Below are 14,322 nucleotides of genomic sequence, written 5' to 3' on the forward strand. Positions count from 1 at the left end.
TGTGTCCTTCCAGTGGTTATTCGGCGGTCGTCGTCGCACCGAGCAGGTCCCGGATGCGTCCCGTGGCGCGGGCGAACTCCGGTGCCGACATCGTCTGGCCGTAGTCCCGCTCGACGGGCAGGTCGACATCGATGACCTCGGCGACGGTGCCGGGTCGAGGGGTCATGACGATCACCCGGTTGGCCAGGTAGACCGCCTCGGCGATGGAGTGGGTGACCAGCAGGACGGTGGTGCCGGTCTCCCGCCAGATCCGCCGCAGTTCGACGTTCATCTGCTCGCGGGTGAGGGCGTCGAGCGCCCCGAACGGCTCGTCCATGAGCAGGACCGGGGGGCGGTGCAGCAGCGCGCGGCACAGGGCCACGCGCTGCTGCATGCCACCGGAGAGCTCGTTCGGGTACGCGTCCTCAAAGCCGGTCAGCCCGGTCATGGCGATCAGCTCGTCGACGCGCTGGCGGGCCTGCGCCTTGGGCATGCCCCGCATCTCGGCCTGGAGCAGGATGTTGCGCCGGGCCGTGCGCCACTCCAGCAGGGCGGCGCGCTGGAAGACGTACCCGATGTCGCGCCGCGGCCCCCGCACGTCCTCGCCGTGCAGGCGGACCTGGCCGGACGAGGGCCGCAGCAGGCCGGACACCAGCTTGAGCAGCGTGGACTTGCCGCAGCCGGAGGCGCCGACGATGGCCACGAACTCGCCCGGCTCGATCCGCAGCGAGACGTCGCGCAGCGCCGTGACGTCCTTCTTCTTGGTGCGGAACCGGACCGCGACCTCATCGATCTCGACCGTGGCGCCGGTCGCCGTGGCGTCCGCGGAGCGCTGGTTGGTGGTGTTGTCCACCGTCATCGGGTTCATGCGGGCTGCGGCGGGGCAACTCGGCCGTTTTGGGCCGAGAGGAGACGCCGCTCCCTCCCTCCAATGATCGTCCTGTATGGACCTGATGTAGGTTGTGAGGCGTGGGTGGGGTGGTGAAGCGGGCGTTCAAGTACCGCTTCTATCCGACTCCTGGGCAGGCGGAACAGTTGATCCGCACTTTCGGGTGCGTCCGCCTGGTTTACAACCGGGCGCTGGATGCACGCACCCGTGTGTGGGCGGATGAAGGTCGGGCCAGCACCTACGTTCAGACGTCCGCGTGGCTGACCGAATGGAAGCGCAGCGAAGACCTGGCGTTTCTCAACGAGGTCAGTTCGGTGCCGTTGCAGCAGGCGCTTCGGCACCTGCAAGCCGCGTTCGTGGCGTTCTGGGACAAGCGCGCCCGGTACCCGAGGTTCAAGTCCAAGCGCAGGTCTCGGGCGTCGGCCGAGTACACCCGGTCGGCGTTCCGTTGGCGGGACGGACAGCTCACCCTCGCGAAGATGGACCAGCCGCTGAATATTGTGTGGTGCCGGACGCTGCCTGAGGGCGCGGAGCCATCCACCGTCACGGTGTCCTGCGACGCCGCCGGTCGCTGGTTCGTGTCCTTGCTGATCGAAGACCCGACCGTAAAGCCGCTGCCCGCGGTTGATGCGAGGGTCGGTGTGGATGTTGGCCTCACCAGTTTGGTGACCTTGTCCACCGGGGAGAAAGTCACCAACCCCCGTCATGAGCGCGCCGACCGGCGCAAGCTCGCCAAGGCGCAGCGGGAACTGGCCCGCAAGGACAGGGCCTCCAACAACCGGGCGAAGGCCCGGCTGAAGGTGGCCGCTATTCACGCACGGCTCACCGACCGCCGGCGGGACCACCTGCACAAGCTGACCACTCGACTCGTCCGCGAGAACCAAACGGTCGTGATCGAGGACCTCAGCGTGCGCCACATGCTCCGCAATCACCACCTCGCTCGCGCGATTTCCGACGCGGCCTGGTCCGAACTGCGACGTATGTTGGAGTACAAAGCCGCCTGGTACGGGAGAAGCTTGATCGCCATCGACCGGTGGCATCCGTCGTCCAAGACCTGCTCGGCCTGCGGTCGCATCAACTCGGCCATGCCGCTGTCGGTGCGGTCTTGGACCTGTACCGGCTGTGCTGCGACGCACGACCGGGACGTAAATGCAGCTCGCAACATCCTGGCCGCCGGGCTGGTGGACAGGTAAACCGCCTGTGGAGCTGGCGTAAGACCTCACGGGAGTCCTCCCTTCGGGGCAGTCGGCAATGAAGCAGGAAATCTGGCGGGTGACCGCTGGGATCCCGGCCCGGGCCGGGAGGATGTCAACCCTTCGGAGCGAAGCTCGCGTCCCAGTAGGCCGACGGCGCCTCCGCCTTGGTGATCACACCGGCGTCGGCGAAGACGGTGATGGTCTTCTGCCAGTCGGCCTCGTCGTTGATGCCCGGGGCCTGGCCCTTGGTGGCGTCGGTGTGCAGGAGCTGCACCGTGGCGTTGAACTGGTCGGTCAGCACCTTCTCCGACGGCAGCTGCTGGGAGGCGCCGGACATGGCCGCGACCGCGCCGGCCGCGTCCTTCTCGGCGGCGGACCACGCCTCGCTGCTGGCCGCGACCATGCGCTTGACCAGGTCCTGCTTGTTCTTGATGGTGTCGCTGGAGGCGATCAGGCCGTTGCTGTAGAAGCTCAGGCCGTGCTCGGCGAACTTCAGGTAGGAGACCTGCTTGCCGGCCTTCTCCTGCATGGTCGGGCCCTGGTCGGTGGCGAAGCCGAGCAGCGCGTCGGTCTTGCCCGACATGACGGCGGCCATCTTGCCGGCCGGGTCGGTGTTCTGCAGGGTCACGTCGCCGGCGGCCAGGCCGTTGGCCTTGAGGAACGCCGGGAAGGTCTTGCTCAGCGCGTCGCCGGCAGTGGAGGCGATGGTCTTGCCCTTGAGGTCGGCGGGGGAGGCGATGTTCTTGTCGCTGAAGAACTGCACCGACGACGGGGTGGTCTGCAGGAAGACGCCGACGCTCTTGACGTCCATCCCCTGGCCGACGGCCGACAGCAGCGCCGGCGTGTCGGCCCAGCCGAAGTCGGTCTGCCCGGCGGCGGTGGCCTGCACGGTCTTCTGCGAGCCCTGCCCGGCCTGGATGGTCAGGTCGATGCCGTGCTTGGCGAAGATCTCCTTCTTCTTGCCGTAGTAGAACGGCGCGTGCTCACCGTAGGGGTACCAGTTGAGGGTCAGGGTGACCTTGTCGAGGCCCTGGGCGTTCTTCTCCTGCTCGTCGGAGGAAGAGCCGCAGGCGGTGGTGGCCAGAAGGAGTGCCGGCACGAGCGCGGCGGCGAGAGTACGCAACTTCATCCGAGGGTTCTCCTGTTCACAGGGTGGTGGCGGCGTCGGTGCGGCGGCTGGCGTGCCAGGGCAGAACGAGGTACTCCAGCAGTTCCACGACGACGAAGAGGACCACGCCGAGCAGCGACATGATGATCAGCCCGGCGAAGAGGGTCGGGGTGTCGAGGTTGCCGTTGGCCTGCAGGATCACGTAGCCGAGGCCCTCGTTGGCGCCGACGAACTCGCCGACGACGGCGCCCGTGACGGCCATGGTGGCGGCGACCTTCAGGCCGGCGAACAGGTGCGGCAGGGCGGCGGGGAACCGGATCTTGCGGAACGTCTGGGCCTGGCCCGCGCCCATGGTCGCCGACAGTTGCAGCATCTCCGGGTCGATCGACTTCATGCCGGTGACCGTGGAGATGACGATGGGGAAGAAGGCCATGAGGACCGCGACGACGACCTTGGGCGAGAGCCCGAAGCCGAGCCACACGATGAACAGCGGCGCGATCGCGATCTTCGGGATGACCTGGGCGAACAGCAGCAGCGGGTAGAGGCTCTTCTCGACGGTGGGGGAGTAGACCATCACCACGGCGGAGAGCACGCCGACCACGATGGCGATGGCGAAGCCCAGCACCGTCTCGTAGGTGGTGATCCAGGTGTGGTGGGCGAAGTAGCCCGGCTGGGCGGAGACGACGTCGAGCGTCGTGCCGGGTGAGGGAACCAGGTAGGGCTTCACCAGGTCGGCGGCCGTGACCACCCACCAGATGACGAGGATGGCCACCAAAACCGCGGCGGGGCGCCAGGTGTTGCGGGCGAACCGGAGCAGGCCGCCGCCCGCCCTGGCCGGGCGGCGGGCGGCCGACGCGGTGGCGCCGGCGGGAGCGGTGCGCTCCGGTTGCTCGATGGTGCTCTGCGCGGCCATGACCCTCCGTTCTCCCTGGCTGGCCGGCGGTTTCCGGGTCTCCAGCCGCTGGGTAGGCGCGTGCCGTCGGCAGGGCCGGACGACCCCGTGAGGACGGGGAACCGGCCCTGAATGCGCTTTCAGTAAGCGCTTTCAGGGTGCTACGGTAACCACGCCGAAATAATCCGGTCAAGAACTTCCGCAGGGAGAACTCGATGCAGCCACGGGCGCACGTGACCTTGGAAGACGTGGCCAGAGCTGCCGACGTCTCGCTGGCCACGGCCTCCCGGGCGCTCAACGGCATGCGCGTCACCCCGCAACTGCGCGACCGGGTCCTCGCCGCCGCGGAGAAGCTGGCGTACACCCCCAACGCGCACGCCCGCGCCCTCGCCGGCGCCTCCCACCGCACCGTCGGCGTCATCTGCCACGACGTCACCGACCCCTACTTCGCCGCCATCGCCGGCGGCGTCATGCGGGTCGCCGGCGACAACGACCTGCTGGTCATGCTGGCCAGCACCTTCCGCGACCCGGAGCGGGAAATCGCGTACGTGTCGATGCTGCGCGCCGAGCGCGCCCCGGCCATCCTGCTGATCGGCTCCGGCTTCGAGGACGCCCGCTGGGAGCGGGCCCTGGAGGCCGAGCTGAAGCCCTACCTGGACGGTGGCGGCCGGGTCGCCGTGGTCAGCCGGCACCGCAGCCTGAAGGTCGACAGCGTGCTGCCGGAGAACCGGGCCGGCGCCGCCGCCATGGCCCGCGCCCTGCTCGACCTCGGCCACCGCCGCTTCGCCGTGCTCTCCGGACCGCGGGCGCTCACCACCGTCGCCGACCGGCTCGGCGGATTCCGCGACGAGCTGGCCAAGGCCGGCGTGGCGCTGGCCCCGACCGACATCGTCGAGGGCCCCTTCACCCGAGACGGCGGATACGGCGCCATGTCCGAGCTGCTCGCCCGAGGCTCGACGGCCACCTGCGTGTTCGCCCTGACCGACGTGATGGCCATCGGCGCCTGCGCCGCGCTGCGCGACCACGGCCTGTCCGTCCCGGGCGACATCTCCGTCGCCGGCTTCGACGACATCCCGATCGTCCGCGACCTCACCCCGGCGCTGAGCACGGTGGCGCTGCCCCTGCAACGCCTCGGAGAAAAGGCGATGGAGTTGGCGCTCACCGAGAACAACGGGCGACGGCGCCGGCTCCTGCGGATGGGCGGCGAAGTGGTCCTGCGCGGCAGCACCGCCAAGGTGGGCTCGTGAACCCGCTCGCTGGCCTGACCATCGACGCGGTCCAGACGTACGCCGTCGCGCTGCCCACCATCCGCTCGTTCGGCGTCTCCGGCGGCTCGGTCGCCGTCGCCGGCACGCCCAGCATCCGGGTGCTCGTCAAGGTCACCGCCGGTGGCGTCAGCGGCTGGGGCGAGGCCACCCCGATCCCGGCCTGGACGTACGAGACCACCGAATCCATCGTCACCACCATCGACCGCTACCTCGCCCCGGCCATCCTCGGCCGCCCGGCCTGGGACCTCGACGGCGTGACCACCGCCTTCGACCGCGCCATCAACCGCGGCTTCACCATCGGCTCGCCCCTGGCCAAGAGCGCCGTCGACATCGCCCTGCACGACCTGCTCGGCCGCGCTCTCGGCGTACCGGTGGGGGTGCTGTGGGGGCAGCGCCGCCGGGAGACGATCCAGCTCGGCTGGATCGTCTCCGGGCAGACCGCCGCCGAGGTCGCCGCCGCGGTCGCGGAGGGCGGTGACCTCGGCTACCGGGCGTTCAAGGTGAAGGTCGGCCTGCACAGCGAAGCCGAGGACGCCGCCGTGGTGCGGGCCGTCCGCGAGGCCGCGCCCGACGCCGCGCTCTGGGTGGACGCCAACCAGGGCTACACCGTCGACGGCGCACTGCGGATGGCCCGCCGGCTCGCCGAGTACGACGTCACCGCGTTCGAGCAGCCGCTGCCGGCGAACGACGTGGCCGGGCAGCGCCGGCTGCGGCAGTCCTCACCGATTCCCGTCGCGCTCGACGAGAGCCTGCGCCACCCCAGTGACCTGGCGACGTTCGTGAAGCTCGACGCCGTCGATGTGGCGATCGCCAAGGTGCAGCGCAGCGGCGGGCTGACCCTGTCGCGGCGGCTCTGCGCCCTCGCCGAGGACGCCGGGGTGCGGCTCATGGGCTCCGGGCTCACCGACTCCGACCTGGGCCTCGCTGCCTCGCTGCACCTGTTCGCCGCGTACGGCATCGACACGCCCGTCGACCTCAACGGCCGGCAGTTCCTCACCTCCTCCTACGCCACCGGGGCGACGGTCGAGGTGAAGGGCGGCGTCGCTCAGGTGCCGACGGGGCCGGGGCTCGGCGTCGAGGTGGACGAGTCGGTGGTGCGGGAACTCGCCGTGGACGTCCTCGCCCGGTAGCTCCCACATCGCCTTGACTTCGAGCGCGCTCCAACCCATAGCGTCCCCGCCATGAGTGCTTCCCTCCCTGAGCAGAGCGGCGAGCGTCCCCTCACCGGCCCGGGTGGCTCGGTGTGCGGGTGCTGGTGACCGGCGTTCGGCGTCGAGTTAGACGTACGGGATGAGTCGTCGGTGACCAGGGCGGTCGACGAGGCGTGGTCACGGCTGGGCGGCATCGACATGCTGGTGAACAACGCCGGGATCGGCATGCGCCGCGTCAACCCCCGCTTCATGACCGACCCACGGGGCTTCTGGGAGGTGCCGGTCGAGGGTTTCCGGGCCGTGGTGGAGGCCAACTGACCGGCCACCGGAATGCGGGTCAGTGCTCCGCCCTTCAGGGCGGGGGGTGAGGGCCCGCGCTGGCTGGGCCGTCAGGCCCGAGCAGTGCCTTGAGCCGGACGTTTTTGCTGCTCTATGTAATGCTTCGCTTAACGGTGCCCCTGCGACAGAGCCCGCGAAGTACGAGCCCGACCAGAGTTTGTTGGCCTGGTAGTAGTGGCGTGCGAGGTCGGGAACCTGCCGCAGGCGGCGCGACGATACGCCCTTGAGGCTGTTGACCAGCCGGGCCGCGGCCACTATGGGTGGGTAGTTGACTAGCAGGGTGCACGTGGTTGCTCTCGCCCTTTGAACTCGACCAGCTCGGCCTCGAAGTCGCGGCACACGTCTCGCACGATCTGTTCCACCCGGGACAGGTGCCGGTCGCCGAACACCTTGCGCCGGAACTTCGTCACGAAGACCAAGTGAACATGCATGGCAAGAACACATTGTTTACCAGTGTGGATGCTTTAGTTCTGCCATAAACCGAGATGGCACAATGCTTTTCGTGCAGCTCCGCTACCAGTTCCGCGTCTATCCAACGCCGGGCCAGCAGATCGAGCTAGCTCGCGCGTTCGGGTGTGCGCGGGTGGTGTTCAACGACGGGCTGCGCGTACGGCAGGAGGCCCGCGAGGCCGGACTGCCGTACGTCTCCGACGGCGAGTTGTCCAGACGGGTCATCACGGAGGCGAAGAAGACCGAGGCCCGCGCTTGGCTGGGTGAGGTGTCGGCGGTCGTGCTGCAACAAGCCCTGGCGGACCTGAACACCGCGTACCGCAACTTCTTCGCCTCGGTCACGGGCAAGCGCAAGGGCCGCAAGGTGGCCCCACCCCGGTTCCGGTCCCGCAAGGACAACCGGCAGGCCATCCGGTTCACCAAGAACAGCCGGTTCAAGGTCTGCGACAACGGCCGGCTGCGACTGCCGAAGATCGGCGACCTCGCGGTCCGTTGGTCCCGGACACTGCCGTCGGACCCTTCGTCCGTGGCGATCATCCGGGACGCTGCCGGGCGGTACTTCGCCTCGTTCGTCGTCACCCTCGGCGCGGACGAGACGTTGCCGCCGGTCGATTCCGAGGTTGGCATCGACTTGGGCCTGACACATTTCGCGGTGCTGTCGGACGGCACAAAGGTGGCCGCGCCGAAGTTCCTGCGCCGCGCCGCCCGCAAGCTCAAGCGGTTGCAGCAGGACCTCTCGCGCAAGCAGAAGGGCTCGAACAGGCGTAAGACGGCCGTGGTCAAGGTCGCGCGGGCGCACGCCCGGGTGGCCGACACCCGGCGCGACTGGCAGCACAAGCTCTCGACGCAGATCATCCGTGAGAACCAAGCGGTGTACGTCGAGGATCTGTGCGTCGTCGGTCTCGGCCGGACCCGGCTCGCCAGATCGGTGCACGACGCCGGTTGGGCGTCGTTCACGGACATGTTGGAGTACAAGGCCGCCCGGTACGGGCGCACCTTCGCCCGGGTGGACCGGTTCTTCCCGTCCACCCGCATGTGCTCGGCGTGTGGCCGGATCAACGAGAAGATGGCGCTCAACGTCCGATCGTGGGACTGCCCGTGCGGAGCAGCCCACGACCGGGACATCAACGCCGCCAGGAACATTCGGGCCGCTGGACAGGCGGACCTCAACGCCCGTGGAGCGCACGTAAGACCAGCACTCGTGCCGGCAGCGCGCAGGGAAGCGGGAACCCACCCGGACGCCGCGTGTTCCACGCGCAGCGTGGAGGGAATCTCCGTCCTTCAGGGCGGAGAGGATGTCAATTCCTCGTGGCGCGGGAGGTTACGCCGCGGATGCTGGCGGCCGGCGGCGGCCGCATCGTCAACATCGCCGTGAGCTCGTCGAACCTGCACCGAGCCGGGCTCGTGCCCTACGGGCCGTCGCGCGCCGCGAGTGAGGCTCTGTCGCGGATCATGGCCGCCGGGACACTGGCGTCACCGTCAACCTCCTGCTGCCCGGGGGGCGCGACTGTCACCGGGATGCTGCCTCTCGACGCTGTGCCCGAGGGACATGCGTTCGTGGATCTCGCCGTGATGGGCCCGCCCGTGGTCTGGCTGGCGTCGGACGACGCGTCTGGCGTGCATGACGAGAGCATCGTCGCCACCGACTTCACGCACTGGTCGCGGGATCGGTCGGCGGTGCGGCGGTCCTGACGACGGGGCTCAGGGCGCCGACCAGAACGGGTCGCGGCCGATGAAGCCCAGCATCCTGGTCTGGGCGTCCGCGTCCTCGGGGACCGCCACTCGCGGGCCGTACTGGCCGGAGGAGCGGATGATCTCCTCCATCTGCTCCATCCCGCCGAGGAGTTCGGCGCAGAACTCGGGGTCCAGGGCGTCGTCCTGGCCGGTGGCCCGGGAGAGATCCCAGGTGTGCATGAAGACGTCGGTGGTGTAGAACCGGTCGATCGCGGCCGCCAGCGGCAGGCTGCCGATGTGGGGGTTGGTGAGGTGGCGGTGTGCCGTCTCCGGGTCGTCGAGCACCGCCTGCACGGCATCGCCGTGGGTCTGCCAGGCGGCGACCGGGTCCTCGTCCACGGACGGGCCCTTGGGCAACTCGATGCCGGAGCCGGAGGTGAGAAAACCGGGGAACCATTCGGTCAGGTGACGCACGACGTCGCGGGCGGTCCAGCCGGCGACCGGGGCCGGCGCGTCCCACGACCGGGTGCCGCGGACCCGGTCGGTGAACAGCCCGGCGACCTGGCGGTGCCGCTCGGCCGGGTGGTCAGACAGCGCCATCGACGATCATCCTTTCCAGCTTCGCGTAGCCCTCGTTGACGCCGACCTCCATGCCGCTGCGCAGCCACGCGTCGCGGCCTTCGAAGCTGTCGACCAGGGACTGGGTCCGCAGCCGCGTACGGCCGTCGCCCAGGTCCTCGAACCACAACGTCTCCAGCGCGACTCCGTCGGGCTCGCCCTCGAACGTGAAGGTCTGCACGATGCGGTCCGGCCGTACGTCGTGGAAGCAGCCGCGGAACCGGTACTCCGTGCCGTCGCGCACCGAGGCGTACCGCCAGCTGCCGCCGGTGGACGCGTCCCAGTGCTCGATGCGGGTGGTCATGGTGTCGGGACCCACCCAGCGGGCGAACAACTCGGGATCGGTGTGGGCGCGGAACAGTTGCTCGGGTGTTGCCGCGAAGTCACGACTCATCCGGATGACCGGCAGCGTCGGATCGGCTTCGATCACTGTCTCCGTGATCCGGTCCATGCTCGTCTCCTTTCATCTCGGTCAGCAGGGCGTCGAGGCGGCGATAGCGCTGCTCGACGCGGCGCCGGTGGCGCTCGATCCAGGTGTCCATCAGGTCGAGGGCCTGGGCCTCCAGGCGCGCCGGCCGGGGCTGCGGCCCGGCCGGTCGGCTGACCAGGCCGGCGTCCTCGAGGACCCGCAGGTGTTTGTAGACCGCCTGCAGCGTCATCCGGTACGGCTCGGCCAGCTGGCTCACCGTCGCGTCGCTCTCGGAGAGCCGGGCCACCATGTCGCGCCGGGTCGGATCCGCGAGGGCGGCGAAGGCCCGGGACAGCGCATCCGTGGTCATCCGCCCACCCTTTCAACCTGATGGTTTAAAGAACCGTACGTAGCAGGCCGGCCATCCGTCAACCCTCGGGTTGCCCGCCCCAAGCTGGTGGAGTAGGCAGGAGGTCCACTCATGTCGATCTGGGAGGCCGGATGAGACCTCGGGCCCTCGTCACCGCGACCATCGCCCTGGCCACGCTCATGGCCGGGACCGCCATGCCCGCCCACGCGAAGCCGTCCGGGCCGCCGAAGGAGCCGGTGGCCGTCGGCTACGGCGGAGCGGTCTCCACCGTGGACGCCACCGCCACCGCCGTCGGCCTGCAGGTGCTGCGGCGCGGCGGCAACGCGGTCGACGCGGCGGTCGCCGCCGCCGCGACGCTCGGCGTCACCGAACCGTTCTCGGCCGGCATCGGCGGCGGCGGCTTCTTCGTCTACTACGACGCGAAGAGCCGCCGGGTGCACACCATCGATGGCCGGGAGGCCGGACCGGCCTCCATGAGCGAGACCACCTTCATCGACCCGGCCACCGGAGCGCCGTACCGGTTCGACGAGGCCCGGATCAGCGGGCTGTCGGTCGGCGTCCCGGGCACCCTGCTCACCTGGCAGGACGCGCTGGACCGCTGGGGCACCCGGTCGCTCGCGCAGGTGCTCACGCCCGCCGCGCGGGTCGCCGAGGACGGCTTCCCCGTCGACGAGACCTTCGCCGGTCAGATCGCCGGGAACCAGGCGGCGTTCGGCCAGTTCAGCTCGACCAGCGCCCTGTACCTGCCCGGCGGGCAGCCGCCGGCGGTCGGCAGCACCTTCCGCAACCCGGACCTCGCCGAGACGTACCGGCTGATCGCCAAGCGGGGCACCGACATCCTCTATCGCGGCGAGGTCGGTCGCGACGTGGTCGCGACCGTGCAGCACCCGCCGGTGGCGGCGCAGCCGGTCGGCTCGTGGCCGTACCCCATCCGCCCCGCCGGCATGACCGCCGCCGACCTCGCCGCGTACCGCACCCGCTTCCCCGAGCCGACCCGGTCGGATTACCGCGGCCTCGAGGTGTACGGCATGTCCACCCCGTCCAGCGGCGGCACCGCCGTGGGGGAAGCGCTCAACATTCTCGAGCAGTTCGACCTGCGGTCCATGACCGCGACCCAGGCGATGCACCACTACCTGGAGGCCAGCGCGATGTCGTTCGCCGACCGCAACCGGTACGTCGGCGACCGTACCCAGCGGAACGTGCTCCGCGAGCTGCTCAGCGACGCGTACGCCAAGGAGCGGGCCTGCCTGATCGACCCGTCGGCGGCGCTGCCCAAGCCGGTCGCGCCCGGCGTACCCGACGGCGCCTACGGCGGCTGCTCGGCGGCGGCCGCCGCCGACGTCCGCGACGACCGCACGGGCACCACGAACCTGACGGTGGCCGACCGGTGGGGCAACGTCGTGGAGTACACGCTGACCATCGAGGCGACCGGCGGCAACGGCATGGTCGTGCCCGGCCGGGGATTCCTGCTCAACAACGAGCTGACCGACTTCAACTTCGCGCCGACCCAGGGCGCCGCGACCGACCCGAACCTCCCGGGGCCGGGCAAGCGCCCGCGCAGCTCCATGGCACCCACCATCGTGCTGGCCGACGGCCGGCCGTTCCTGGCCGTCGGCTCGCCCGGCGGCGCCACGATCATCACCACCGTCCTGCAGATGCTGGTCAACCGGATCGACCGGGGCATGACGCTGCCGCAGGCCCTCGCCGCGCCGCGGGCGTCGCAGCGCAACGGCGCCAGCACCCAGGCGGAGCCGGCCTTCATCACCGGGTACGCCACCGGCCTCCCGCCGGGCCACGCCTTCTCGGCCACCGCGGAGATCGGCGCGGCAACCGGAATCGAGTTCCTGCCGGACGGCCGGCTGATCGCCGCGGCCGAGCCCGTACGCCGGGGCTGCGGGGCGGCGGCCGTCGTCGGCCGCTGGGCGCGCGACTGACGACGGGTGTCACGGGCACCAGGGCCGGCATGTCCGGCCGTCGGCCCTGGTGCCCGTCAGCACTCCTGCAGGCGGATTCTCAGTACCGCAGCTTGCGCAGGTAGCGGTAGCCGACCTCGGCCGTCCGCTGCGGCGTCACGTCGGGGGTGTCGTTCTCAGGTGCGGCCCGCTTCGAGACGCGGCCTAATGGCCGGCGTAGAGAGCGTCGATGTCGGCGGCGCGGCGCCGCGCCACCACCTCGCGCTTGATCTTCAAGGTGGGGGTGAGCTCACCGTTGGCCTCGGTGAAGTCGTCGGGCAGGATGCGGAAGGTCTTGATGGCCTCCGCCTTGGAGACCGAGCTGTTCGCCTGGTCGACCACAGCCTGGATCTCGCCGCGCAGGGCGGGGTCGTCGCGTAGTTCCGCCACCGATGCGCGCGGGTGGCCGTGAGCGGTCCGCCACCGCTGCCATGCCTGCGGGTCGATGGTGATCAGCGCGGCGGCGTACGGCTTGGCGTCGCCGACGAGCATGCAGTTGCTGACCAGCGGGTCCGCGCGTACCCGATCCTCCATCGGTGCGGGGACGAGGTGCTTGCCGGCCGCGGTCACGAGGATCTCCTTGGTGCGTCCCGTGATCCGCAGATAGCCGTCGTCGTCGAGGCTGCCGAGGTCGCCGGTGCGGAACCAGCCGTCGGCGGTGAACGCCGCGCTGGTGGCGGACGGGTTGTTCCAGTAGCTGTGGAACACCACGTCGCCGCGGACGAGGACCTCCCCGTCGTCGGCGATCGCCAACTCCACGCCCGGTAGCGGCCGGCCGACCGTGCCGATCCGCATCGCCGACGGTCGGTTCGCCGCCAGCGCCGGGGAGGTCTCGGTCAACCCGTACCCCTCCAGCGCCGTCAGACCGGCGCCGCGGAAGAAATGGCCGAGCCGCTCACCGAGGGGGGCGCCGCCGACGATCGCGACGCGGCACCGTCCGCCGAGCGCGGCCCGCAGCTTCCGGTACACCAGCAGGTCGAAGACCCGCCGCGCCAGCCGGAGCGCCGGAGAAGGGCCGGACGGGCGGTCGAGGGCCTGGCTGTACCGCACCGCCACCCGGTCCGCGACGGCGAAGAGGCGACCCTGGTGGCTCTCGATGGCCTTCTGCCGCGCCCGGTTGTGCATCCTCTCGAACACCCGTGGCACCGCGAGGACGAACGTGGGCCGGTATCGGCGTAGCTGATCCATCACGCCGCTCATGTCGGCGCTGTGCACCATCGTGGCCCGGGTCTGCACCATCCCCACCTGGATCATCCGGGCGAACGCGTGCGCCAACGGCAGGAAGAGCACCGTCGACGCCCTCTCATGGAACAGCTCCGGCAGCGCCGCGACGGCGTTGCCGACGTCGAGGTGGATGTTGCGGTGCGTCAGCACGCAGCCCTTCGGACGGCCCGTCGTCCCGCTGGTGTACACGATCGTCGCCACGTCCCGGCCCGACACCGCGCGACGGCGGGCCTCCACCTGCTCGTCGTCGAGGTTCTGGCCCCGGCTCGCTGCCCGTGTCAGGTCGCCGGCGTCGATCTGCCACACCTGTCCGAGCTTCGGCAGGGTGTCCCGCACACCGGTCAGCATCGCCGCGTGCTCGGGCGTCTCGACCACGCACGCCACCGCGCCGGAGTCGGCCAGGATCCAGGCCAGCTGATCGGCACTCGAGGTGTCGTACACCGGAACGGTCACCGCGCCGACCGTCCACACCGCATAGTCGACCAGGGTCCACTCGTAGCGGGTGCGGCTCATCAACGCCACCCGATCCCCTGGGGCGACCCCGGCGGCGATGAGTCCTCGCGCCAACGCCAGCACGTCGTCGCGGAACTGTCCGCAGGTCACCGCGCCCGCGTCGCCGGCGCCGGACTGGCGCGCGGGCCACGACCGGACGTCCGGGTTCGGGCGCAGAAACTGCACCGTGTCCGGTTTCCGGAGCGCGTTGTCCCACACCACGTCGGCCAGCCCCACCGACTCGCCGCCGGTCACCTCCGGCTTCACCGCGACGCTGCCCCGCATGCCCCCGTACGCCCCCTGGCTGTCGT

Annotated in this window: 14 protein-coding genes and 1 pseudogene; 7 read left to right on the forward strand and 8 right to left on the reverse strand. The window is 70.4% G+C overall.

The annotated features are described in order from the left end of the window. Positions 1–16 precede the first annotated feature (16 nt). Complete coding sequence (locus tag ACQP12_RS13920) at positions 17–838, reverse strand: ABC transporter ATP-binding protein (RefSeq protein WP_433289263.1); 822 nt, start codon at positions 836–838, stop codon at positions 17–19. A gap of 110 nt (positions 839–948) precedes the next feature. Between ACQP12_RS13920 and ACQP12_RS13925 the strand changes: the two genes are divergently transcribed. After that, positions 949–2,061, forward strand: coding sequence for an RNA-guided endonuclease InsQ/TnpB family protein (locus ACQP12_RS13925; RefSeq protein WP_433288076.1), 1,113 nt, complete (start codon positions 949–951; stop codon positions 2,059–2,061). A 115-nt stretch (positions 2,062–2,176) separates the two neighbouring features. Here ACQP12_RS13925 and ACQP12_RS13930 read toward each other — a convergent pair whose 3' ends face one another. Together ACQP12_RS13930 and ACQP12_RS13935 are read right to left on the reverse strand one after the other, a co-directional pair. After that, entirely contained in the window at positions 2,177–3,193 is a 1,017-nt protein-coding gene (locus ACQP12_RS13930; protein WP_357948832.1) for an ABC transporter substrate-binding protein, read from the reverse strand. Positions 3,194–3,209: 16 nt separating this feature from the next. Continuing rightward, on the reverse strand, positions 3,210–4,085 hold the full coding sequence (locus ACQP12_RS13935) for an ABC transporter permease (RefSeq protein WP_433288078.1): 876 nt from the start codon (positions 4,083–4,085) through the stop codon (positions 3,210–3,212). Positions 4,086–4,279: 194 nt separating this feature from the next. Here ACQP12_RS13935 and ACQP12_RS13940 point away from each other — a divergent pair, with 194 nt between their 5' ends. The 3 genes from ACQP12_RS13940 (at position 4,280) to ACQP12_RS13950 (ending at position 6,801) form a co-directional block, all read left to right on the forward strand. Beyond that, positions 4,280–5,311 (forward strand): LacI family DNA-binding transcriptional regulator, encoded by a 1,032-nt coding sequence (locus tag ACQP12_RS13940; protein ID WP_433288080.1) that lies wholly within the window; start codon positions 4,280–4,282, stop codon positions 5,309–5,311. Next, positions 5,308–6,462, forward strand: coding sequence for a mandelate racemase/muconate lactonizing enzyme family protein (locus tag ACQP12_RS13945; RefSeq protein ID WP_433288082.1), 1,155 nt, complete (start codon positions 5,308–5,310; stop codon positions 6,460–6,462). The genes ACQP12_RS13940 and ACQP12_RS13945 overlap by 4 nt, the downstream gene beginning before the upstream one ends. Before the next feature lie 171 nt (positions 6,463–6,633). After that, on the forward strand, positions 6,634–6,801 hold the full coding sequence (locus tag ACQP12_RS13950; protein ID WP_433288084.1) for a hypothetical protein: 168 nt from the start codon (positions 6,634–6,636) through the stop codon (positions 6,799–6,801). Between the two features lie 71 nt (positions 6,802–6,872). Here the strand turns inward: ACQP12_RS13950 and tnpA are convergent. Next, positions 6,873–7,253: pseudogene (gene tnpA, locus ACQP12_RS13955) on the reverse strand (IS200/IS605 family transposase). A 62-nt stretch (positions 7,254–7,315) separates the two neighbouring features. On the opposite strand from tnpA, the gene ACQP12_RS13960 reads away from it, so the two are divergent. Both ACQP12_RS13960 and ACQP12_RS13965 read left to right on the forward strand, forming a co-directional pair. After that, a complete protein-coding gene (locus ACQP12_RS13960; protein WP_433288086.1) occupies positions 7,316–8,647 on the forward strand; it encodes an RNA-guided endonuclease InsQ/TnpB family protein in 1,332 nt (443 codons plus the stop codon). Then, positions 8,605–8,964: a hypothetical protein gene (locus ACQP12_RS13965; RefSeq protein ID WP_433288088.1), complete on the forward strand. Its 360-nt coding sequence runs from the start codon at positions 8,605–8,607 to the stop codon at positions 8,962–8,964. The genes ACQP12_RS13960 and ACQP12_RS13965 overlap by 43 nt, the downstream gene beginning before the upstream one ends. A 9-nt stretch (positions 8,965–8,973) precedes the next feature. Here the strand turns inward: ACQP12_RS13965 and ACQP12_RS13970 are convergent, their stop codons facing one another. Genes ACQP12_RS13970 through ACQP12_RS13980 form a run of 3 tightly spaced genes read right to left on the reverse strand, consistent with a single transcriptional unit; the run spans position 8,974 to position 10,343 of the window. After that, complete coding sequence (locus tag ACQP12_RS13970) at positions 8,974–9,546, reverse strand: TIGR03086 family metal-binding protein (protein ID WP_433288090.1); 573 nt, start codon at positions 9,544–9,546, stop codon at positions 8,974–8,976. Continuing rightward, positions 9,533–10,015 carry an SRPBCC domain-containing protein gene (locus tag ACQP12_RS13975; RefSeq protein ID WP_433288092.1) on the reverse strand — a complete coding sequence of 161 codons (483 nt, stop codon included), beginning with the start codon at positions 10,013–10,015 and terminating at the stop codon, positions 9,533–9,535. Before ACQP12_RS13975 ends, ACQP12_RS13970 begins: the two co-directional genes overlap by 14 nt. Next, positions 9,948–10,343 carry an ArsR/SmtB family transcription factor gene (locus ACQP12_RS13980; protein WP_433288094.1) on the reverse strand — a complete coding sequence of 132 codons (396 nt, stop codon included), beginning with the start codon at positions 10,341–10,343 and terminating at the stop codon, positions 9,948–9,950. Before ACQP12_RS13980 ends, ACQP12_RS13975 begins: the two co-directional genes overlap by 68 nt. A 131-nt stretch (positions 10,344–10,474) precedes the next feature. Between ACQP12_RS13980 and ggt the strand changes: the two genes are divergently transcribed. Continuing rightward, on the forward strand, positions 10,475–12,277 hold the full coding sequence (gene ggt, locus ACQP12_RS13985) for a gamma-glutamyltransferase (protein ID WP_433288096.1): 1,803 nt from the start codon (positions 10,475–10,477) through the stop codon (positions 12,275–12,277). 183 nt (positions 12,278–12,460) lie between these two features. Here the strand turns inward: ggt and ACQP12_RS13990 are convergent, their stop codons facing one another. Then, positions 12,461–14,296, reverse strand: a complete 1,836-nt coding sequence (locus ACQP12_RS13990; protein ID WP_433289265.1) for an AMP-dependent synthetase/ligase — start codon at positions 14,294–14,296, stop codon at positions 12,461–12,463. Positions 14,297–14,322: the final 26 nt, after the last annotated feature.

Origin of the sequence: Micromonospora sp. CA-244673, assembly GCF_050948395.1 — a bacterium.
GTDB lineage: Bacteria > Actinomycetota > Actinomycetes > Mycobacteriales > Micromonosporaceae > Micromonospora.